The organism is Kitasatospora fiedleri, assembly GCF_948472415.1.
Taxonomy (GTDB): Bacteria; Actinomycetota; Actinomycetes; order Streptomycetales; family Streptomycetaceae; genus Kitasatospora; species Kitasatospora fiedleri.
The window spans coordinates 6,116,439-6,136,204 of the sequence record NZ_OX419519.1 but is presented as its reverse complement, the minus strand read 5'-3'; the positions used below and the strand labels follow the sequence as shown (position 1 = coordinate 6,136,204).

The 19,766-nt window shown below is 75.5% G+C and carries 19 protein-coding genes and 3 pseudogenes; 7 read left to right on the top strand and 15 right to left on the bottom strand.

Translation table 11 applies throughout. The features are described 5' to 3' along the window. Positions 1-147: 147 nt before the first annotated feature. Positions 148-1,389 (bottom strand): cellulose-binding domain-containing protein, encoded by a 1,242-nt coding sequence (locus tag QMQ26_RS27780; protein WP_282203101.1) that lies wholly within the window; start codon positions 1,387-1,389, stop codon positions 148-150. A 116-nt stretch (positions 1,390-1,505) separates the two neighbouring features. Next, the gene (locus QMQ26_RS27775; protein ID WP_282203100.1) at positions 1,506-2,672 is read right to left on the bottom strand and encodes a lytic polysaccharide monooxygenase; all 1,167 of its coding nucleotides are present in this window, start codon (positions 2,670-2,672) and stop codon (positions 1,506-1,508) included. A 357-nt stretch (positions 2,673-3,029) separates the two neighbouring features. On the opposite strand from QMQ26_RS27775, the pseudogene QMQ26_RS27770 reads away from it, so the two are divergent. Continuing rightward, a pseudogene (locus QMQ26_RS27770) lies at positions 3,030-3,302 on the top strand (DUF1330 domain-containing protein); the annotation flags it as partial. Between the two features lie 635 nt (positions 3,303-3,937). Here QMQ26_RS27770 and QMQ26_RS27765 read toward each other — a convergent pair. Continuing rightward, complete coding sequence (locus QMQ26_RS27765) at positions 3,938-4,705, bottom strand: alpha/beta hydrolase (RefSeq protein ID WP_100839846.1); 768 nt, start codon at positions 4,703-4,705, stop codon at positions 3,938-3,940. A gap of 49 nt (positions 4,706-4,754) precedes the next feature. Here QMQ26_RS27765 and QMQ26_RS27760 point away from each other — a divergent pair, with 49 nt between their 5' ends. Beyond that, on the top strand, positions 4,755-5,132 hold the full coding sequence (locus QMQ26_RS27760; RefSeq protein ID WP_282203099.1) for a winged helix-turn-helix transcriptional regulator: 378 nt from the start codon (positions 4,755-4,757) through the stop codon (positions 5,130-5,132). Positions 5,133-5,196: 64 nt separating this feature from the next. Here the strand turns inward: QMQ26_RS27760 and QMQ26_RS27755 are convergent, their stop codons facing one another. Continuing rightward, positions 5,197-5,793, bottom strand: coding sequence for a hypothetical protein (locus QMQ26_RS27755; protein ID WP_282203098.1), 597 nt, complete (start codon positions 5,791-5,793; stop codon positions 5,197-5,199). 141 nt (positions 5,794-5,934) lie between these two features. On the opposite strand from QMQ26_RS27755, the gene QMQ26_RS27750 reads away from it, so the two are divergent. Then, positions 5,935-6,630 carry a WHG domain-containing protein gene (locus QMQ26_RS27750; protein ID WP_282203097.1) on the top strand — a complete coding sequence of 232 codons (696 nt, stop codon included), beginning with the start codon at positions 5,935-5,937 and terminating at the stop codon, positions 6,628-6,630. 102 nt (positions 6,631-6,732) lie between these two features. Beyond that, positions 6,733-6,888, top strand: coding sequence for a DUF6131 family protein (locus QMQ26_RS27745; RefSeq protein ID WP_282203096.1), 156 nt, complete (start codon positions 6,733-6,735; stop codon positions 6,886-6,888). A 93-nt stretch (positions 6,889-6,981) separates the two neighbouring features. Here QMQ26_RS27745 and QMQ26_RS27740 read toward each other — a convergent pair whose 3' ends face one another. From QMQ26_RS27740 to QMQ26_RS27705, 8 genes and pseudogenes are all read right to left on the bottom strand, one after another. Next, positions 6,982-7,566 carry a DUF5994 family protein gene (locus tag QMQ26_RS27740; protein WP_282203095.1) on the bottom strand — a complete coding sequence of 195 codons (585 nt, stop codon included), beginning with the start codon at positions 7,564-7,566 and terminating at the stop codon, positions 6,982-6,984. A gap of 212 nt (positions 7,567-7,778) precedes the next feature. Next, a complete protein-coding gene (locus QMQ26_RS27735) occupies positions 7,779-8,648 on the bottom strand; it encodes a metal ABC transporter permease (RefSeq protein WP_282203094.1) in 870 nt (289 codons plus the stop codon). Further along, positions 8,645-8,767: a hypothetical protein gene (locus QMQ26_RS27730; protein ID WP_282203093.1), complete on the bottom strand. Its 123-nt coding sequence runs from the start codon at positions 8,765-8,767 to the stop codon at positions 8,645-8,647. The genes QMQ26_RS27735 and QMQ26_RS27730 overlap by 4 nt, the downstream gene beginning before the upstream one ends. Continuing rightward, positions 8,764-9,675 (bottom strand): metal ABC transporter permease, encoded by a 912-nt coding sequence (locus tag QMQ26_RS27725; protein WP_282203092.1) that lies wholly within the window; start codon positions 9,673-9,675, stop codon positions 8,764-8,766. The genes QMQ26_RS27730 and QMQ26_RS27725 overlap by 4 nt, the downstream gene beginning before the upstream one ends. Continuing rightward, the gene (locus QMQ26_RS27720) at positions 9,666-10,628 is read right to left on the bottom strand and encodes an ATP-binding cassette domain-containing protein (RefSeq protein WP_282203091.1); all 963 of its coding nucleotides are present in this window, start codon (positions 10,626-10,628) and stop codon (positions 9,666-9,668) included. Before QMQ26_RS27720 ends, QMQ26_RS27725 begins: the two co-directional genes overlap by 10 nt. Then, positions 10,625-11,701 (bottom strand): metal ABC transporter solute-binding protein, Zn/Mn family, encoded by a 1,077-nt coding sequence (locus QMQ26_RS27715; protein ID WP_282203090.1) that lies wholly within the window; start codon positions 11,699-11,701, stop codon positions 10,625-10,627. The genes QMQ26_RS27720 and QMQ26_RS27715 overlap by 4 nt, the downstream gene beginning before the upstream one ends. A gap of 135 nt (positions 11,702-11,836) precedes the next feature. Further along, a complete protein-coding gene (locus QMQ26_RS27710) occupies positions 11,837-12,772 on the bottom strand; it encodes a sugar kinase (protein ID WP_282203089.1) in 936 nt (311 codons plus the stop codon). After that, positions 12,769-13,412 (bottom strand): annotated as a pseudogene (locus tag QMQ26_RS27705) (bifunctional 4-hydroxy-2-oxoglutarate aldolase/2-dehydro-3-deoxy-phosphogluconate aldolase). The gene QMQ26_RS27710 and the pseudogene QMQ26_RS27705 overlap by 4 nt, the downstream one beginning before the upstream one ends. Positions 13,413-13,523: 111 nt before the next feature. Here QMQ26_RS27705 and QMQ26_RS27700 point away from each other — a divergent pair. From QMQ26_RS27700 to QMQ26_RS27690, 3 genes and pseudogenes are all read left to right on the top strand, one after another. Next, positions 13,524-14,681: a mandelate racemase/muconate lactonizing enzyme family protein gene (locus tag QMQ26_RS27700; protein WP_282203088.1), complete on the top strand. Its 1,158-nt coding sequence runs from the start codon at positions 13,524-13,526 to the stop codon at positions 14,679-14,681. A 3-nt stretch (positions 14,682-14,684) separates the two neighbouring features. Then, positions 14,685-15,473: pseudogene (locus tag QMQ26_RS27695) on the top strand (dihydrodipicolinate synthase family protein); the annotation flags it as partial. Positions 15,474-15,666: 193 nt separating this feature from the next. Continuing rightward, on the top strand, positions 15,667-16,389 hold the full coding sequence (locus QMQ26_RS27690) for an SDR family NAD(P)-dependent oxidoreductase (protein WP_111555290.1): 723 nt from the start codon (positions 15,667-15,669) through the stop codon (positions 16,387-16,389). 100 nt (positions 16,390-16,489) lie between these two features. Here the strand turns inward: QMQ26_RS27690 and QMQ26_RS27685 are convergent, their stop codons facing one another. From QMQ26_RS27685 to QMQ26_RS27675, 3 genes are all read right to left on the bottom strand, one after another. Continuing rightward, positions 16,490-17,380, bottom strand: coding sequence for an SMP-30/gluconolactonase/LRE family protein (locus QMQ26_RS27685; protein ID WP_282203087.1), 891 nt, complete (start codon positions 17,378-17,380; stop codon positions 16,490-16,492). After that, positions 17,377-18,204, bottom strand: a complete 828-nt coding sequence (locus QMQ26_RS27680; protein ID WP_282203086.1) for an IclR family transcriptional regulator — start codon at positions 18,202-18,204, stop codon at positions 17,377-17,379. The genes QMQ26_RS27685 and QMQ26_RS27680 overlap by 4 nt, the downstream gene beginning before the upstream one ends. Positions 18,205-18,423: 219 nt before the next feature. Further along, positions 18,424-19,734 (bottom strand): ABC transporter substrate-binding protein, encoded by a 1,311-nt coding sequence (locus QMQ26_RS27675; RefSeq protein WP_282203085.1) that lies wholly within the window; start codon positions 19,732-19,734, stop codon positions 18,424-18,426. Positions 19,735-19,766: the final 32 nt, after the last annotated feature.

Below are 19,766 nucleotides of genomic sequence, written 5' to 3'. Positions count from 1 at the left end.
CCCCTTCCAGTACGATCGATAATCGGACGTTCTGCCGAAACTCTTGCCGACCCGGCCCCGGTCTGCTCTCCGGCGCGACGGCGGTGACGGCAGCCGCGGCGGCGGTGACGGCGGTGACGGCGGCACCGGTGGCGCCAGTGGCGCGGTTCAGCAGGCGATCGGTGCGGAGCCCAGGGCCACGTCGTCGTACCAGAGGGTGTCGGCGCCGTTGCCGTAGGACTCCCAGCCGAGGTCCAGGGTGGTCGGCCGCGGGGCGGTGGTGCGGGTGAGCCACTGCTGGTCGATGTCCGCGGTGGGGACGCCGTCGTCGTGCAGGCCGGGCACCTGCCGGTCGTTCAGCCAGGTGTCCATGGACTGCCTGGTGGTGTCGACGGCGAAGCGGACGCAGGACCACTGGTTGACCGGCAGCGGCACGCTCTGCGCGACGCCGACCGGGCTCTGCGCGGGCAGCGTGGCGTCGTCGGACTCGCGGTTCCACTGCAGGGCGCCGTTCTGGCCGCCCAGGCGCAGGTGCTTGTTGCCGTTGGCGGCGTCCTCCATGGTGACCATGGCGATGTGGTCGGCCGGCAGCGCGGTGGTGTGGCGGACCCAGTACCGGCCGTAGACCACGGGGCCGACGGCGGAGACGTTCTTGGTGGTGGCCGCGAACACGTGGTTGCAGTAGCCGGCCCGGCCGTCGATCCGCAGCGAGCGACTGCCGCCGTGGGCGACCGTAGTGTCGACGGTCACCGTGCCGGCGCCCGAGCAGTCGGGGGCGGCGACGGTCCAGTCACCGCCCAGGCTGCTGCCGCTCTGGTCCTCGAAGCCCGAGCAGACCACGGCCGCGGAACAGCCGGTGCCCCCACCGGAACTGGCCGTGGGCGAGGGGGTGGGGCTGGGGCTGGGGCTGGGGGTCGGGGTCGGGGTCGGGGTCGGGGTCGGAGACGCGGTGGCCGAACCCCCTTGGCAGGAGGAGCCGTTGAAGGCGAAGTCGGTCGGGGTCGGGTTGCCGCCCGACCAGGTGCCCTGCAACCCGAAGGCCACCGAACCCCCGGCGGCCACCGACCCGTTGTAGCTCAGGCTGCTCGCCGTGACGGCCGTGCCGCTCTGGCTCACCTGCGCGTTCCACCCCGAGGTCACCTGCTGACCGGCCGCGAACGTCCAGGTCAGCGTCCAACTGCTCACCGCAGCGCCCGTGTTGGTGATCGACACCTGGGCGGTGAAGCCGCCGGTCCACTGGTTGCCCGTCCACGAGACCTGGCAGGCCCCGCCGCCCGCGCCCCAGGCCGGGGCCGGACGCTGGCCGAGCCCGGCCAGCAGTCCGAGGGCCACCGCGAGCACCGTGCACACGGCGAACACCACCTCCCGGCCGCGCCGACCGCCGCGCACGCTCGCGTCACTTCGCACCATGTCGAACCTCCTTGTGTCGTCGGTACGTTGGCTGTGGGTCGTGCGGTCGTACGGTCGTGCAGGCCCCGGTCCGGACCGGCCGCGGGCTGCGGCGGGCCCGGACCGGGGCGCGGGGGTCAGGCGGCGGTGCAGGAGAGGGAGCCGGTCGGGAAGTTGTTGCCGGTGGAGTTGGCGGTGAAGCCGAGGGTGGTGCTGGAGCCCGCCGCGACGGTGCCGTTGTAGGCGGCGTTCTTCACCGTCACGCTGCTGCCCGAGGTGGTCAGCGCACCGTTCCACAGGCTGGTGATCGTGGTGCCGGCGCCCGTCTGCCACTGGAGCGTCCAGGAGTTGATCGGCGAGGTGTTGTGGTTCATCACCTCGACCGCGGCCTGGAAGCCGCCGTTCCAGGAGCTGACGACGCTGTACGTCGCCATGCAGCCGCTGCTCGACATCGGACCGGTGGGCGAGCTGCTCGGGGAGGACGAGGGGCTCGGGGAGGGGGAGTTGCCCGGGGAGGACGGAGAGGACGACGGAGAGGAGGACGGGGACGCGGACGGGGAGGGCGAGGGCGACGGGGAGGACGGGGAGGTCGGCAGGTGGATGCCGGTCACCTCGCCGTTGCCGCCGTCGAAGACCAGGTCGGAGCAGGAGAAGAAGTTCTCCTGGCTGTCCGAGCGCACCCACTGGATGAACATCTCGGCGGGGCCGCTGCGCCCCGACGGGAGGGTCATGTTCCAGCGGTAGTGGCCGCCGTCGGTCCCGGGGGTGCCCACCTGCGGCGGGTTGGAGACGGTGGTGAGCAGGCCCAGGTCGGCCCAGGCCAGCGGGGTGGTCGGGGACCAGCCCTGCCTGGTCAGGTAGATCCTGAACTCACCCGGGTGGGCGGCCCAGTTGGAGTAGTCGACCTCGATCGCGGCACCGGAGGTGAGGTGCGTCTTGGGCCAGTCGTCCCGGGCCGCGTTGTAGGCGGAGAAGTCGTAGGGGGACTTGTTGCCGGCGCTGCACAGGGTGCCGTCCGGGACGTAGCCCTGGCCGCGTCCGTTCGCGTTGGAGTCCAGCACCGCGAACCAGTTGTAGAGCGGGGTCGTCCCGCTCTGCGCGACGGCGGCCTTGCAGGCCGGGTTGGTCGGCGTCAGCGCACCGGTCCCGGTGAGCCCGTCCTGGTAGCACAGGTACGTGCGCGAGCCGGGCACGATCGCCACGCCGTGCGCGTGCGCCGAGGGCAGCCCCAGCAGCAGCGCGCAGATCGTCGCGGCCGCGGTTGCGAGGGCCGCGACGATCGATGGGGTCTTGCGTCGTGACATGAAACTTTCACCGCCTTGGTGGAGGGGGCCCGCCCGTGCCGTCCCGGCCGGGCAGGCCGTCTGACTGGGGAAAAGCCATGCTCATGCCATGAGCGGAGGGTTCTGTGGGAGCGCTCCCAAGGCCCAAAGTAACGGGCGGTCAAGTGCGTGTAAACGGGGTGGCTTCGCGGAGCCGAATGGATCAAGTCCGGCTGAAAGGAGATGAGTTGGGAGTCCGCCGCGCCACCGCCCGCGCGGGCCCCGGCCCACGGCGGGCCGGTTCACGGCGGGCCGGTTCGCAGAGCATCGGCCCGCCCCCCGTCCGGGGCAAACCCGTGAGCGGGATGCACCATGGACCCGCCCCCCACTGGAGGTGCCATGTCCGAGGGCCACTGGGTCAGCGTCTACCGCGCCGTGTCGGACCCGGAGAAGCCGGCCGCCGACAACCGGTCGGCCGGGGGCCGCCGGGTCCTCGCCCGTGACGGCCGGGTCGTGGCGCACGAGGCCGGACTCGCCGAGCGCACCGTCCTGATCGAGTTCGACAGCTTCGAACAGGCCGTCGCGGCACGCGAGAGCGCGGCCTACCAGGAGGCGCCGGCCGCGCTCTCCGGCGGCGTCGAGCGCGACTTCCGCATCGTCGAGGGCCTCGACCGACCGGGGTCCGGCCGGATCTGCACCGGACACCCCCCTCGGCGGCCCGCGCGTCGGCGGCGACCGCGCCCGACACCGGCGCTGGGCGGCCCGGTCGCCGCCAGCCCCGGGATCACGCCGACGCCGGCCCTCCCCGTCAGCATCCGGCCGAGCGGGGCGCGCGGCAGCCGACCGGGACGGCCACCGTCCCGATCGCGCCTGCCGCACCCGTCCCGCTCACCGTTCCCGTCGCGCCCGTCGCGCCCGCCGCCCCCTGGCGGTCCTCGTCCGGTCCGGAGCCGGTCTCGTGCGCGGTGGTGGACGTCCTCCCCGGGGCCCTCTCCCCCGTGGCGGCCGGGTCTGCGCCGGGCTGACGAACCCCACCGGGAATCCGTCGACGCTCGGAAGCCACCCGTGGCACACCTTCAGACCGACCCGCCGCACCATCAGGCGGGCTGCGGTTCCTCTCGCGCCCGCCGCACCCCTGGCGGTCCTCGTCCCGTCCGGAGCCGGTCTCGTGCGCGGTGGTGGACGTCCTCCCCGGGGCCCTCTCCCCCGTGGCGGCCGGGTCTGCGCCGGGCTGACGAACCCCACCGGGAATCCGTCGACGCTCGGAAGCCACCCGTGGCACACCTTCAGACCGACCCGCCGCACCATCAGGCGGGCTGCGGTTCCTCGCTGCCGTGGACGACCTTCAGCAGGAGTTCGGCCAGTTGGTCCGGCACGGTGACCATGCAGTCGTGGCCGCTCCGCAGCTGCCACACCCGCGACGGGGTGCCGTTGGGCTGCGTCGCGGGGACGGGGCGGCGGACGACGCCCTCCGGCACGCTGCCGACGCAGTGGATGTGGGTCCGGGGGATGGCGTCCGCGGCCGGGTCGGTCAGCCGGACCGGCTGCCGGAAGCAGCGCGCGGACTCGTCGGAGAGCAGGGTGCGCAGCCAGGCCGCGTCCGCCGGGTCGGTGACGCCGAACAGGCCGGCGGGCGGCGGCAGTTCCGGCAGCGGCGGGATGCGCCAGGGGGTGTCGGTGCCGGCGGCGAGTTCGAGCAGGTGCTCGGTCACGGGCATGATGTCGAGCGCGCTCTCGCCGTCGGCCGGGACCATCGCGTCGATGTGGACCAGTGCGGCGATCCGGTCCGGGAGCCGGTCGGCCACGGCGGACGTGACCATTCCCGCGTAGCTGTGCCCGACCAGCACCACGTCGGTGAGGTCCTCCGCCAGTATCAGGCCGGTGATGTCGGCGACGTGGGTGTCGAGCCCGACCTCCGGGCCGAGCAGGTGCTTCCGCTCGCCGTGGCCGGTGAGCGAGGGGGCGAGGACGCGGTGCCCGGCCCGGGTCAGCAGGGGTGCCACCCGGTCCCAGACGCGCCCGTTGTGCCAGGCGCCGTGGACGAGGACGTAGGTTTCCGTTCGCGGTGTACTCATGTCCAGGACGCTACGCAGCCGACAGGTACCCCTTGGTACCCTTCGGCCCGTGCGCGACCCCGCGGAGGACGTCTTCCTCGCCGACTGCCCGGCCCGGCTGGCCATCGAGATCATCGCCGACAAGTGGGCGGTGGTCGTCCTGTTCGCGCTCAGCCGCCGACCGTGCCGGCACGGCGAACTCGTCGACCTGATCGGCGGCGTCTCGCGCAAGGTGCTCACCCAGACGCTGCGCAGGCTGCAGGGCTACGGCCTGGTCGAGCGCCGCGCGTACGCCGAGGCCCCGCCACGGGTCGAGTACCGGCTGACCGCACTCGGCACGACCCTCGTCGAGCCGATCGCCGCCCTGACGGACTGGGCGCGGGCGCACGGGGAGGCCGTCGTCAACTTCCAGGAGGCCACGGAGAACGGACCGGCGGCCGACGCCTGACCGGCTGCCCGCCTACCCGACTGCCCGACTGCCCGACCGTCCCGCGCGTCGGGGACGGCCCGGGTCACAGCAGGTGCGACTGGCGGCTCCCGTCGGCGCTCCCGGGTTCGGGGCCGTCCTGCGGCATCGGGCCGGTCCGGGTGCCCGCGGTCTGCTCCCGCGCGTGACCCGGCTCCTTGGCCAGGGCGTCGCGCTGTCGGGCGAACTCCTGGCGGTACGCCTCACGACGCTCCCCGCGGCGTTTCTCGCGGCGCCTCTCGGCCGACTCCGCGTCGGCGCGGGCGCGCTCCTCGTCCCGGACGCGCTCCTCGTCCCGGACGCGCCCCTCGCCCCGGGCGCGCTCCTCCGCGTGGGCGCGCTCCTCCGCGAGGGCGTCTCGGCGTTCGCGGGCGTCCGCCGCCGCGCGGCGGGAGTGTCGCGGCCCGCGCCGGGCGGTCGCGCCGCGCCGGACGCCGGCCAGCAGGAGGGCCGGGCCGAGCATGCCGACCGCTCCGACCACGACGCCCCAGAGGAACAGCATTCCGGTGGAGCCGGTCATGTGGTGTCCGAACACCGCGAAGGGATCGGTGAGTTGGTGTGCGCTGCCGGTGTTGCCGAGGATTCCCGCCACCGCGACGACGGCCGCGGCGACCAGGAGGACAAGTCCGGGGATGACGAGCATGACGTGCCCCCAAGGGGTCTACGTCGTATGCCTACAGTCAACGTCCGGACTACACTGGTGTCCACACCGTACGACTACGAACTTCGCGTCACCGGTGCTCACCCCGGCACGACGAGGCCCGCCCGACGAGGAGGTGCCGCGATGGCCGTTTCCGAGGCTCCCGCCCCCGCGCGGGAGGTCGAACCACCCGCCGTGGAGCGGCTCAGCCTGGAGCGGGTGCTGGGCTGCGCGCTGGAGATCGTCGACCGGGACGGCGTCGACAAGCTGTCGATGCGGCGGCTGGCCCGGGCCCTCGGGCGCGATCCGATGAGCCTGTACCGGCACGCCCCCAACAAGGCCGCCCTCCTCGACGGCGTCGCCGACACGCTGCTGCGCCGGCTCACCGTCGACGCCGACGACCCCGACTGGAGCGGCCAGTTGCGCGCCTTCGCCCGCGGCTACCGCCGACTCGCCCTCGACCACCCCAACGCCGTCCCCCTGCTGGTCACCCGCCCCCTCGCCACGCCGCTCGCGCTGCGGCCCGCCGGCACCCTCCGCCCGCTCGAAGCCATCCTCGCCCTGCTCGTCAGGGCGGGCTTCACGGGCACCGCCGCCCTGCACGCCTACCGCTCCCTGATCGGGCTGCTGCACGGCCACGTCCTCAACGAGCTGCAGGAACTCGTCGACAACCCCGACGAGACCGACGCCCTGCTCCGGCTGGGCCTGTACCGGCTCCCGATCCGCGAGTTCCCCGTCCTGCGCGGCCTCGCCCCCGAACTCGCCCGCTACGACGGGGCCGCCGAACTCGAACGCGGCCTCGACCTCCTCCTCCCCGGCCTCGCCGCCGAACCGCCCTGACCCCCCGCCGCACCGGGGACCGCCACCGTCGTCGAAGGGAACAGCACCGCCTCCGCCCAGCGGAGCACCGCTCCACCAGAGGGAACAGAAACGAAGGCCATCATGATCACCCTCGGAGTCATCCTCCTCGTCATCGGCTTCATCGCCGGCATCCCGGTCCTGTGGACCATCGGCATCATCCTCGCGGTCATCGGCCTCGGCCTGGTGCTCGCGGGCGCGCTCGGGCACGAGATCGCCGGCCGCCGTCACTACTGGTGACCCGGCCCCGTCCACCCCGCGGCACGGACGGGGCGCCCGGTCACGATCGACCGGGCGCCCCGCACCCGCGAACGGCCCGTCGGCCGCCCCTCGTCACGCCCGTCCGGGCCAGGCGGCGGCCCGGTCGCGGGCGACCTCGGCCCGTTCCCCGGCCGCGCCGGCTCCGTCGGCGGGCCCGGCGGCCGACGGCAGGAAGCCGGAACGGGCCGCCGCCCCCGCCGGGTCGTCACCCGGCTGCGCGGACGCGGCGAGCAGTGTGCTCGCCGTCCGGGTGCCGGTCGGGTCGGCCGCCGCGGCCATCAGCCGGGCCGCGTCGGCGGGGTCCGTCTCCGGCGGGACGACCAGCAGGTCCAGCCTGCGCGGGGTGTACGAGCAGACCCTGATCAGGTGCTCGTCCTGCTCGACGGTGAACCAGCCCGCGTGGACGGTGTGCCCGGTGACCGGGATGCGCCGGGGGATGACGGGCCACTGTGCGGGGTTGACGGTGATCCGGGTGACCCGGCCCCACCGCCGGTCGAGTTCGGCGGCCAGGGAGGGCAGTTCGAGGAGGAGGTCCCGCGACCGGGGCCACCGGGCCCCGTCCAGCCGACCGGGCCGGACGCCCTGGGGGGCGAGGGAGAACCGTGGGGTGGATTCCAGAGCGGTGGGCGTCGTCGCACGATCGAGCATCGCGGTCATGGCCAAGCACCTGTCTCCGGCCCGGGCCCGAACGGGCCGGTCCGGCATTGCCGTTCGCCGGAGACGACGCCAGTATCCGGTGCCGGCATGCGAAGTGCCTTCGGTGATCTCCGGGTTACTCTCCGTCGGTCCTGAACCCACCCTGTTTCCGGGGGCCGGTTTCCGGGGGCCGGTTTCCGCCCCGGCCGTGAGGCGCCGGGGCCGGGGCGCGGTCAGCGCGCGGCCGGAGGGACCGCCGGACGGACCGCCGGAGGGACCGCCGGACGGAGCCGGGCCTGCGGGCGGACCAGCAGCGCGGCGGCGTAGCAGGCGGTGGCGACCGCCATGATGCTGAAGCTGGGCGGCAGTCGGGGCACCGTGACGGAGAGGGCGAGTCCGGCCCACATCTCCAGGACGGCGAGGGCGGCGGAGAGGCCGAGCGCCCGGTAGGGGCGGTCGGTGAGCCGGACGGCGGTGCCGGCGGGCGCGGCGAGCAGTCCGAGCAGGAGCAGCGAGCCGACCGCCTGGGTGGCCTCGGCCGCGCAGGCGCCGACCAGCGCGAGGAAGACCAGGCCGAGCGTGCCGGTGCGCACGCCGCGGGCGGCGGCGACGGCTTCGTCGAGGGTGGCGAACAGCAGCGGGCGGGCGATCAGCAGGACGGCCGCGGCGATGACGGCCGCGATCGCGGCGGCGGTGGCGGCCCGGGCGCCGTCCAGGCCGTAGACGGAGCCGAACAGGACGCTGATCCCGGCGTTGCCCCGGTCGGCGCCGCGGTGGGTCGCGTACAGGGTGAGGAAGAAGGTGCCGAGACCGAGGACCCAGGAGAACAGGGTGCCGATGACCACGTCGTCGGGTCGGCCCCGGCGGCCGAGCGCGCCGAGCAGCAGGGCGGCGCCGACCGTGGCGGCGAACAGGCCGAGTCGCAGGTCGTAGCCGCCGGCGAGGGCGGCCATGGCGCCGGTGAAGGCGACGTGGCTGAGGGTGTCGCCGGTGAAGGTCTGGGCGCGCAGCACCAGGAAGTACCCGACCAGGCCGGAGGCGAGGGCGATCGCGGTGCCGGCCAGCAGGGCGTGCTGGAAGAAGGGCTGGTGGAGGGCGTTCATCGTTCCGGTGCTCCGAGGGGCGGGCGGTGGCCGGACGCACCGGGCGGCGGGGCGGCGCCGATGGCGAGGGCGATCGCGGCGACGGCCGACGAGGCGGGCCGGTGGCGGGTGCCGGTCATGCCGGTGCTCCGGTGGGCAGCGGGCCGCGGGTGCGGCCGAGGGCGGTGTGCAGGGCGCGGCCGAGGTGGGCCAGCAGGTAGCCGGCGAAGGCGAAGGTGGTGACGAAGAAGCCGAGCGGGTAGGGCTGGTAGTAGGCGGCGAACAGGCCGAGCCAGCAGGCCGCGAGGCCGATCACGGCGCTCAGCAGCAGGCCGAGGACGGGCCGGGCGGTCAGCACCTGGGCGGTGGCGGCGGGCATCACCAGCAGGGCGAAGACCAGCAGGCTGCCGGTGATCTGCCCGGCCTCGGCCGTCGCGGTGCCCAGCAGGAGCAGGAAGGCGGCGCCGAGCAGCCGGACGGGGACGCCGCGGGCGGCGGCGACGTCCGGGTCGAGGGTGGCGAACAGCAGCGGCCGGGCGATCAGGGCCAGTGCCAGCAGGACGGCCGCGCCGACCGCGGTGAGCAGCACGACCTGGCCGGTGGTGATGCCCAGGAAGGTCCCGAACAGCAGGGCCTGCGGGCCGCCGAGCAGCCCCTTGTAGAGGGTGACGAAGAGGAAGCCGCAGGCCAGGGCGAACGCCTGCACGGTGCCGGTGGCCGCGGACTCCTGCGCCGCCCCGGCCCGGCCGCTGTCGCGCAGCAGGGCGAGGCCGAGGGCGGCGGCCGTGCAGGCGCCGAGGTAGCCGAGCGGGACGGGCAGGCCGAGCAGGGTGGCGAGCGCGGCGCCGGGGAAGGCCACCACGGACAGGGTGTGCCCGGCGAAGGTCTGCCGGCGCAGCACCATGAACCAGCCGGCGGCGGACGCGACCACGGCGACCACGGCCCCGGCCCGGAACGCGTTGACCATGAAGAGGTAGGACCACATCTCCCGGAGGTCGGCGGCGAGGTTCCAGGAGAAGGCCGGTGCGGCGGTGTCGGCTAGCAGCACGGGCCACAGCTCCGGCAGTCCTCGGGCACGCCGACCACGACCAGTCGGCCGTCCCCGGTGCGCAGCACCTCGACGGGGGCGCCGTACAGGCGGCTGAGGGTGGCGGAGGTGATCACCTCGGCCGGCGGGCCGGAGACGGCCCGGCCCTCGGCGAGGTACACCACCCGGTCGAGGTGGTGCAGGATCGGGTTGACGTCGTGGGCGACCATGACGACGCACACCCCGCTCTCCCGGCAGATCCGGCCGAGCAGCGCGGCGACGGCACTCTGGTTGGGCAGGTCGAGGCTGTCGAGCGGTTCGTCGAGCAGCAGCAGCCGGGGGCGGGTGACGAGTGCCTGGGCGAGCAGCAGGCGCTGCTGCTCGCCGCCGGAGCACTGGCCGACCGGCCGTCGGGCGTAGCCGGTGGCGCCGGTCAACTCGATGGCCTCGTCGACGCGTTGACGGGCGAGGCGGCGGCGGGCCCGGGTGGCGGCGCGCAGGCCGGGGAGCGGGACGCCCCAGCGGTGGCCGTCGAGGCCGAGGCGGACGAGGTCGGTGCCGCGGATTCGGACGCCCGCGTCGAAGGTGCGGCGCTGCGGCAGGTAGCCGATGGCGGTGCGCTCCGGGACGCGGACCTCTCCGGCGGCGGCCGGCACCGCGCCGAGCAGCAGCTTGACCAGGGTGGACTTGCCGACCCCGTTGGGTCCGAGAACGGCAGTGAACTCCCCTTCCCGGGCGGTGAGTTCGACGTCGGACCAGAGGGTGCGCCCACCGGCCCGGGCGGCGGCGCCGCGCAGTTCGAGCACGGGCCGGCCGACGGCGGGGCCGGGGCCGGGGCTGCTTCCGACGACGGGGCCGGGGCTGCTTGCGGCGGGGCCGGGGCTGCTTCCGACGACGGGGCCGGGGCTGCTTCCGGCGGCGGGGCCGGGGTCGGACGGGCGGGTCATGGCGCGCTCGGCGGGTGCGGCGGTCACTTGCCAGTCGCCTGCTTCAACGCGTCCGCGATGCCCCGGAGTTCGGCGAGCTGCCAGTCCTGGAAGGAGGCGGTGGCCGGGTCCGGCGTCTCGGTGACGGTGGCGACGGGTATGCCCTGCGCCTTGGCGGCCTGGACCTGGGCCTTGATGTCCGGGGTGTCGTTCTGGCTGTTGTAGACGTAGATGCTGATCTGCCTGCCGCTGATCTGCCGGTCGGCGGTGGACTTGTCGGCGGCCGTCGGGTCGGCGCCCTCGCTGACGGCGTCGAGCAGGCCCTCGGGGGTGAGGAGCCGGAGGCCGAGGCCCTCGGCGAGCGGGGTGACGATCGACTCGGAGGCGCCGATCGGGGTGCCGGCGTAGGTGGCCTTGATCTGCGCGATCAGCTGGTCGTAGGGGGCGAGCGCGGTGCCGAGGAACTCGGTCCGGCGCTGGTCGAAGTAGGCGGCGTCGGCGGGGTCGAGTTTTTTGTAGTCCTCGGTGATCCGGTCGATCACCCGGTGCACGCCGGCCGGGGAGTACCACTGGTGCGGGTTGCCGCCCTCCTGGACGCCGACCAGGTCGCCGACCTTGAGCGCGGTGCGGTCGGGGGCGGGGTTGGCGGCGAGCAGCTTGTCCGCCCAGGCGTCGTAGCCGATGCCGTTGGTGATGACGTACCGGGCGCCGGCCACGGTGCGGCCGTCGGCGGCGGTCGGCTCGTAGTCGTGCGGGTCGGCGTCCGGGTTGCTGATGATGTCGCTCACCTCGACGTGCTCGCCGCCGAGTTGGGCGGCGAGGGACCCCCAGAAGCTCTCCGCGGCGGCGACCCGAATGGTCTTCCCCGCCGCACCTGCCGCACCTGCCGCACCCGCCGCCGCGCCCGCCGTCCCCGTGGCGGCGTCGGACGTGGCGGGGCTGGTCGAGCAGGCGGCGGTGGCGGCCAGCGCCAGCGCGGCGGCGGTGACGGCGGCGAGCCGGACCGGTCGGGCGGATCGGGCGGATCGGGCGGGTCGGACGGGTCGGACGGGTCGGACGGGTCGGACGGGTCGGGCAGGTCGGGCAGGTCGGGCAGGTCGGGCGGGCGCGGAGATGCGCATGGCGGTGGTGCTCCTCGGCAGGGGGGTGCGAACCCCCTCACCATAGATGGAAACGGTTTTCATCACCACGAGATCATGGTCGAGATGAAAATCATTGCCGAATCTTGACCTGCCGCCGGCGCTCCCGCGGGCCGGTCAGCGCAGGGCGGTGCCCCCGCCGCGGGCGAGGAGCGCCAGGTCGGCGCGGGTGGGCAGGGACTCCCAGTCGCCGTGGCCGCCGACGCAGAAGGCTCCGGCGGTGACGCCGCGGGCGAGGCGGTCCTCCGTCGGCAGTCCGTCGAGCGCGGCGGAGAGGTAGCCGGCGACGAAGGCGTCGCCCGCGCCGATGCTGTCGGCCACCGTGACCGGCAGGGCGGCCAGCGAGCGGCTGCCGTCGGGGGTGTGCGCGTGCGCCCCGGCCGCTCCGGCGGTGACGACCACCTCGGCCGCGCCCCGGGCCAGCAGGTCGGGGACGGGGTCGGCGGCGGGGGTGAGGAGGTCGAGTTCGTCCTCGGAGGCGAAGACGGTGTGCACCCACGGCAGCAGTTCGCCCAGCACGGCGGCGGCCTCGTCCCGACTCCACAGCCGGGCCCGGTAGTTGACGTCGAGGGTGACCCGGGCGCCGGCGGCCCGGGCGGTGCGGGCGGCGGCCAGGGTCGCGGCCCGGGCGGTGGCGGACAGCGCCGGGGTGATGCCGGTGAGGTGCACCAGTTCGGGGGCGCAGGAGGCGACGGCGGCGGCGGTCTCGGCGGCGGTGAGGGTGGACCCGGCGGAGCCGGTGCGGTGGTAGCTGACCCGGGTGGTGTCGTGCGCGGCCCGGTCGAAGGCGATGAAGCCGGTGGGCGCCCCGGGCGCGGTGCGGGCGTACCGCAGGCCGACGCCTTCGGCTCGCAGGGTGCGCAGGACGAGTTCGCCGGGCTGGTCGGCGCCGACCGCGCCGAGCCAGTGCGCCTCGTGGCCGAGCCGGGCCAGGCCGATGGCGACGTTGCTCTCCGAGCCGGCGACGGAGAGCCGGGCGGGGCCGCCGAGCCGCAGCGGGGCGGCGGTGCGCAGGGCGGCCATGGTCTCGCCGACGGTCAGCACGCCGCTCATCGGGCCGCCGCCGGGGTGGCGCGGTGCCCGACGGCCCGCAGCAGGCGGGCGGCGCGCTCGGCGAGGGCGGTGAGGCTGCCGCCGCGTCCGGCGTCGCCGAGCAGCGGGGAGCCGACGCCGACGGCGCGGGCGCCGGCCGCGAGGTAGCGGGGCGCGGCGTCGGCGTCGATGCCGCCGATGGCGATCAGCGGGGCGTGCGGCAGCGGGGCGAGCAGGTCGCGCAGGTAGCCGGGGCCGTGGGCGGCGGCGGGGAAGACCTTGACCGCGGTGGCGCCGGCGTCGAGCGCGGCGAGGACCTCGGTGGGGTGAGCGCGCCGCACAGCAGCGGCAGGCCGAGGGCGGTGCTGCGGGGCGCGCCGGGGGTGAGGCCGGGGGTGACGGTGAACGAGGCGCCGGCGGCGGCGGCCAGTTCGGCGTGCTCGGCGGTGAGGACGGTGCCCGCGCCGATCAGGACGTCCGGCGGGCTGTCGGCCCGGGCGCGGGCGATGGCGTCCAGCGCGCCCGGGGTGGTGAGCGAGACCTCCAGCGCGGTGACCCCGGCCCCGGCCAGGGTGCGGAGGCAGGCGACGGCGAGGTCGGGGGTGTCGGCGCGGACGACGGCCAGGACCTTGCGGTCCGTGAGTTCGGTCAGCAGGTCCACGGGTTCCTCCGGTGGTCAGGGGGTTTCTCGTACCCCAGTGAGCGTGGATACTACTTTCAACATACGCAAGCGCCAAGCCATAATGCGGATGATCCAACTTTGGGAGCCTCCTTGCGCATCACCGATGTGAAGACCTTCATCCTCAAACAGCCCACCGGACCGTCCGGCCCCGCGGACGGCGCGGTGGGGGACGACGACCCCGGCTACTTCACCCGCCCGCCGTGGCGCAGCCTCTACTCCGCCCGGCTGGAGACCCTGCTGGTCCGCCTCACCACCGACGACGGCCACCAGGGCTGGGGGGAGGCGCTCGCCCCCGTCGCCCCCGAGGTGGTCGGCGCGATCGTCGACCGGATGCTCGGCCCCTGGCTGACCGGCCGCGACCCGCGCGCCGTCCGGCCGCTCTGGGACGGCATGCGCGACCTGATGCGCGAACGCGGCCACCTGACCGGCCACCAGGCCGACGCGATGGCCGCCCTCGACATCGCCCTGTGGGACCTGCTCGGCCGCACCACCGGCCTGTCGGTCGCCCAACTCCTCGGCGGCGCCCACCGCACCGAGATCCCCGCGTACGTCTCCGGGCTGGCCGAGCCCACCGACGAGCGCCGCGCCGCCCTCGCCGCCCGGCTCGCCGCCGAGGGCGCCACCACGATCAAGCTGGCGGCCGGCCAGGGCGTGGAGGCCGACCTGGCCACCTACGACGCGGTGGCCGCCGCCGCGCCCGGCGTCCGGATCGCCCTGGACGCGCACTGGGTCTACTCGCTGGCCGACGCGCTGCGCCTGGGCCGCGAACTCGACCGGCGCGGCGCGCTGTTCTTCGAGGCCCCGCTCGCCCCGGAGGACATCGAGGGCCACCGCGCGCTGGCCGGCCGGATCGCCACCCCCGTCGCCGTCGGCGAGTGCCTGCGCAACCGCTACGAGTTCCGCGACTGGATCACCCGCCGCGCGCTGTCCGTCGCCCAGCCCGACGTGGCCCGCACCGGCCTCACCGAGGCCACCGCGATCGCCGCGCTGGCCGACGCCCACCACGTGCCGGTGGCCCACCACCACTCGGTGGGCCTCGGGGTCGCGCTGGCCGCCGGGCTGCACGCCTCCGCCGCCACCGCCGACTGCCCGTTCTTCGAGTACCAGCCCACCCCGCTGCCCTACGCGCAGCGCGTCCTGCGCACCTCGATCACCGCCGGACCGGCCGGTTTCACCCTGCCCGAGGGCCCCGGCCTGGGCATCGAGGTCGACACCGAGACCGTCGAACGACTCGCCGAGGAGAGCTGACCGTTGTCCCCCACCCGCACCCCCACCGGGCTCGTCCCCATCCTCGCCACCCCGTTCGACGACACCGGCGCGCTCGACCTGTTCTCGCTGCGCACCCTGGTCGAGTTCCAACTCGCCGCCGGCGCCGACGGGCTGGCCGTCTTCGGCATGGCCAGCGAGGGCTTCGCGCTCACCGCCGAGGAGCGCCGCGCCGTGCTGCGCGAGGTCCGCACCGTGGCCGGCCCGGACGTCCCGCTGGTCGCGGGCGTCAACGGCACCGGCACGGTGGTCGCCGTCGAGCAGGCCCGGCTCGCCGCCGACGGCGGCGCCGACCAGCTGATGGCGCTGCCGCCGTTCCTCGCCAAGCCGAACCGCCAGCAGGTCATCGACTTCTACGGCGCGCTCGCCGCCGCCACCGACGCCTCGGTGATGGTGCAGGACGCGCCCGGCGTCACCGGCGTCGCGATCGACGCCGCCGCGATCGGCGTGCTGGCCGCCGTCCCCGGCATCACCTCGGTCAAGGTGGAGGCCCCGCCCACGCCGGTGAAGATGGCCGCCGTGGCCGCCGCCGCCGGGCCGGGCTTCGCGGTCCTCGGCGGGCTCAACGCGGCGGCGCTGTGCGAGGAGCACGCCAACGGCAGCGTCGGCACCATGCCCGCCTGCGAGTTCACCGACCTGCTGCGCCCGGTCCTGGACGACCTGGCCGCCGGGCGCACCGCCGCCGCCCGGGCCGGGTTCACCCGGCTGCTGCCGCTGATCCACCTCGGCATGCGGCCCGGGCAGGCGTGGGCGGTGCACAAGGAGGTGCTGCGCCGGCGCGGCGTGATCGCCTCCGCCGCCGTCCGGCTGCCCGCCCAGGACCTGGACCCGCTGACCGCCCGCGCCCTGGACGACGTGCTGGCCGACCTGGAACTGGCGCCCGCCACCGGCCGGGTGCCCGCCGGGCGGCGGGCGGGCGCCGGGCCGGGGGCGCCGAGCCGCAGCGCGCCGGACGGGCGGGCGTCCGGTGAGCCGGGCCGTGCTGCTGATCGGCAGCTCCTCCCCGATCGGACGGGCGATCACCGAGGTCTTCACCCGCGGCGGGGACCGGGTGGTCGGGGTCAGCGTCGAACCCGACCCCGACCCGGCGCTCGCCGACTCCCTGGTGCTGGACGCCGGCACCGCCGAGGGCGCGGACCGGGCGGTGGCCCGCACCGTCGACCTGCTCGGCGGCCTGGACGTGCTGGTCCTCGCGGCGGCCGTGATGGCGCCCGGCCGGGCGCACGAGATCGGCCCCGAGCAGTGGCGCGCCGCGCTCGACAACACCCTGGACACCGCGTTCTTCCCGGCCGCCGCCGCGCTGCGGGTGCTGCCCCCGGGCGGGGCGGTCGTCGCGGTCGGCTCGGTGAACGCGACGCTGGCCGCGCCGTGGCTGCCCGGGTACGCGGCGGCCAAGGCGGGCGTCGAGGGGCTGGTGCGCCAACTCGCCCTGGACTACGGGCCGCGCGGGGTGCGGGTCAGCGCGGTGGCGCCCGGGATGATCGGCAACGAGCACCTCCCGCACGTCGCCGACGGCTACCCGCTGGGCCGGGTCGGCCGCCCCGAGGAGGTCGCCCACGCGGTGCACTTCCTGGCGGGCGCGACCTTCGTCACCGGGGTGGTCCTCCCGGTCGACGGCGGCCTGTCCGTGGCCTCCCCCGCCGCCTTCCTCCGCCCCGACCTGCGCGCCCGCCTCTACGACGGCGCCTGACCCCCGCCCCGGTGCCCCGCCCGCTCGCCCGTCACGAGCCGGCGGGGCACCGGCACGTCCCTTCCGCCCCCGGCGCCCCGCGCGGCGGCACTCCCCCGCCTCAGCCCCCGGCCGGGAGCACCGCCCGGCGCGCCGCGGGGCCGCCGACCCCGACGTCCAGGGTGTACGTCCAACCGGAGGCGTCCTCGCCGGCGACGGTGGCGGTGGTGATCACCAGGTGCGGACCGACGAAGGCGCAGGCGGTGGGGCGGGAGCAGGGCAGTTCCACCCGGCGCAGTTCGGTGCCGTCGGGGGCGAGCCGGACCACGGCCGCGGCGTCCCACAGCGCCACCCAGAGGCAGCCCTCGTGGTCGACGGCCAGGCCGTCGGGCGCGCCCTGCGGGACGGGCAGCGGGGGGCCGTCGGGCCGGGGCGGGGCGGCCGGGTCGGACGGGTCGGTGCGCAGCCGGTGGACGAGGCGGCGGCCGGTGTCGACCACGTACGCCCGGGTGCCGTCGGGGCTCCAGCCGATGCCGTTGGCGGCGAGCATGCCGTCGAGCAGGACGGCGGGCGTCCCGTCGGGCCCGAGCCGGTGCAGGCGGGCGACGGGTTCGAGCGGGCGGCGGTGGCCGATCGAGCCGACCCAGAGGCGGCCGTGCGGGTCGACGGCGCCGTCGTTGAGCCGGGCGGGGCCGGGGTCGGCCTCCACCTGCGCGACGACCGGGGCGGCGGCGGGCGGGGTGCCGGGCCGCCAGTGGACGATCGCGCCGCCGAGCGCCACCAGCCAGTCCGCGCCGTCCCCGGCCCGCACCGCGCAGCCGGTCTCGCCGGGGAACTCGGCCAGCAGCACGGGCGCGCCCAGCGGCTCGTCCGCGTCGGGGCGGGCGTCGGCCCGCCAGAGGCGTCCGGCCACCAGGTCGACCCAGCTCAGGGTGGCGGTGGCGGCGTCCGGCCGGGGGCACTCGCCGAGGCGGGTGCGGGGCAGGGCGGCGCGCCGCAGCGGCGGGTTCACCGCGCGGGCTCCGCGGTGGCGGCCGGCAGCCGGGGCTGGGGGGCGCGGGTGACGGAGAAGCCGAGGCCGACGGAGAGTTCGTCGGCGGCCTCGATCACGGTGAGCGCCCACTCCTGCTGCCGGTGGGGCAGGTCGAGTTCGGAGAGCGGGCCGCTCAGCGACAGCGCCGCGACCACGTTCCCGGCCCGGCCGCGGATGGGGGCGGCGACGCAGGCCCGGCCGAAGGCGAGTTCCTCGACCTCGGTGGCGCAGCCGCGACTGCGGACCTCGGCCAGCGCGGTGTGCATCGCGGCGAGGTCGGTGAGGGTGTGGGGGGTGTAGCCGTCGGCCCGGCCGGCCGCGTAGTAGGCGTCGACGTAGTCCGGGTCGAGGTCGGCGAGGACGGCCTTGCCCATGCCGGTGGCGTGCAGCGGGGCGGTGCGCCCGGCCATGGTGAAGTTCTTCGGGGAGCGGGCGCCCTCGAAGTTGCACAGGTAGAACAGCTGGTCGTCGCGGAACTCGGCGAGGTTGACGCCGAGCCCGGTGCTCTGCGCGAGGTTCTGGGCGAGCTGCCGGGCGGCGCGGAACAGCGGGGAGCTGTTGAGGGCGACGGAGCCGAGCGTCACCGAGGTCGGGCCGAGCCGGTAGAGCCCGGTGCGGGCGTCCTGGACGACGAAGCCCAGCCGGTCGAGCGAGGCGACCATCCGGGAGACGGTGGACTGGCCCAGTCCGGTGCGGGCGCAGAGTTCGGAGATGCGCAGTTCGCTGTCCTCGTCGGAGAAGCAGAGCAGCAGCGACATGGCGCGTTCGACGGCCTGGGTGCCGGCCCCGGATTCGGTGGTCATGGCCCTCCTCGGTCGGGCGCGGCCGCTCCGGCCGCGCCATCGGCTATCCACAAGTTGCAACACGCTTGCATATCATGCGTACCACTGAGGTGCCACCGCGGCACCGCGACCAGCGGCGGCTGCCCCGCCGCCCGGAGGGGCGGCGGGGCAGGTCGGCGCGGGGGCGGTTCAGGGCGACTCGGAACGGTTCAGGGGCGGATCAGGGCGGATCAGGGCGGATCAGGGGTTCTGGGCGAGGATGTCCTCGACCTTCTTGCGCAGGTCGTTCAGGCCGCTCTGCACCTGGCTCTGCCCGGCCAGGATCGCGGCGACGCCGTCGCCGATCGCGGTGTCGATCTGGGCGTAGGCGGCGAGCCGGTCCCAGGCCGCGGCCCGCGAGTGGTCGGCGATCTCGGTGCGGAACAGGGTCTGGAAGGTGTCCTGGGCCAGGCCCGGGACCCGGGCGGCGACGGTGGCGTCGGCGGGGGCCAGGGCGGACTGCTGGTACAGCGCGGTGGCGGCGGCGAGGTCGCCCGCGACGTAGGCGATGAAGTCCTTGCTGGTCTTCTCGCCCTTGCCGGAGCTGCAGAACAGGCCGCTGCCCCAGAACCGGTTGAAGGACGGCGCTCCCCCGGCCTGGGGCCGCTGCAACGGGCGGACGGCGGAGGCCAGTTCGGCGCTGCCGCCGTTGGTGGTGACGAACTTCCGGGCCAGCGGCGCGTCGTCGTACAGCACCGCCTGGCCGCGGGCGAACAGGATGCGCGCGTCGCCGCGGGCCACCCCGGACTTGGTCAGCCCGGCGTCCTGGAGCTGCTTGTACCAGGTGACGGCGGCGACCGACTCGGCGTCGCCGATGGTGACCTTGCGGTCGTCGGTGACCACCGGGCTGCCCCAGCCCCACATCCAGTGGACGGCGTCCTTCAGGTCGGGGTTCTTGGTGACGGCGGCGTACGGGATGAGCTTGGCGTCCTGCTTCTTGATCCGCTCCAGGGCGGCGGCGAACTCCTCCACGCCCAGCCCGGCCCGCAGGCCGACCTCGTCGGCGATCCGGCCGTCGGCGACCAGGCCGATGCCGGAGGCGTTGACCGGCAGGTAGTGCAGCTTGCCGTCGATCCGCAGCGAGTCGGTGATCCGGGTGGGCAGGCTCATCCCGGCGGCCAGGTCGGAGACGTCGGCGAGGATGCCGGTGGGCACCAGCACCTGCCAGGGCCCGGCCTGGCCGACGCCGGCGAAGTCGCCGGATCTCGCGGCCAGCGCGAGTTGGGTGGACGCCTGGTCGTACGGGTAGATCACCGGCTTGACGCTCCGGCCGGACTTCTTCTGCCAGCCGTCGACGGCGGCCTGCCAGGCGGCCTTCTGCGACTCCTCCCCGAGGACGTTGTTGTAGAAGTTGATGGTGCCGATCTCGGTGGCGCCGCCGGCCGAGGACTTGGTGGGGGCGGGCGTCGAACAGCCGGTCAGGCCGGCGGTGCCGAGGACGCCGAGCGCGCCGAGGCCGGCGAGCAGGCCGCGGCGGGACAGCGGCCGGTGGGTGTCGGGGGTGAAGGACATCGCTGCTCCTGGGGAACGGGGGGGCGAGGGTG

Coding starts and splice junctions, on each gene's coding strand:
- QMQ26_RS27710 (WP_282203089.1), bottom strand. CDS start 12,772: ATGAGCGGCGTGCTGACCGTCGGCGAGACCATGGCCGCCCTGCGCACC.
- QMQ26_RS27715 (WP_282203090.1), bottom strand. CDS start 11,701: ATGCGCATCTCCGCGCCCGCCCGACCTGCCCGACCTGCCCGACCTGCC.
- QMQ26_RS27765 (WP_100839846.1), bottom strand. CDS start 4,705: ATGAGTACACCGCGAACGGAAACCTACGTCCTCGTCCACGGCGCCTGG.
- QMQ26_RS27675 (WP_282203085.1), bottom strand. CDS start 19,734: ATGTCCTTCACCCCCGACACCCACCGGCCGCTGTCCCGCCGCGGCCTG.
- QMQ26_RS27775 (WP_282203100.1), bottom strand. CDS start 2,672: ATGTCACGACGCAAGACCCCATCGATCGTCGCGGCCCTCGCAACCGCG.
- QMQ26_RS27740 (WP_282203095.1), bottom strand. CDS start 7,566: ATGACCGCGATGCTCGATCGTGCGACGACGCCCACCGCTCTGGAATCC.
- QMQ26_RS27745 (WP_282203096.1), top strand. CDS start 6,733: ATGATCACCCTCGGAGTCATCCTCCTCGTCATCGGCTTCATCGCCGGC.
- QMQ26_RS27730 (WP_282203093.1), bottom strand. CDS start 8,767: ATGACCGGCACCCGCCACCGGCCCGCCTCGTCGGCCGTCGCCGCGATC.
- QMQ26_RS27680 (WP_282203086.1), bottom strand. CDS start 18,204: ATGACCACCGAATCCGGGGCCGGCACCCAGGCCGTCGAACGCGCCATG.
- QMQ26_RS27780 (WP_282203101.1), bottom strand. CDS start 1,389: ATGGTGCGAAGTGACGCGAGCGTGCGCGGCGGTCGGCGCGGCCGGGAG.
- QMQ26_RS27755 (WP_282203098.1), bottom strand. CDS start 5,793: ATGCTCGTCATCCCCGGACTTGTCCTCCTGGTCGCCGCGGCCGTCGTC.
- QMQ26_RS27735 (WP_282203094.1), bottom strand. CDS start 8,648: ATGAACGCCCTCCACCAGCCCTTCTTCCAGCACGCCCTGCTGGCCGGC.
- QMQ26_RS27750 (WP_282203097.1), top strand. CDS start 5,935: ATGGCCGTTTCCGAGGCTCCCGCCCCCGCGCGGGAGGTCGAACCACCC.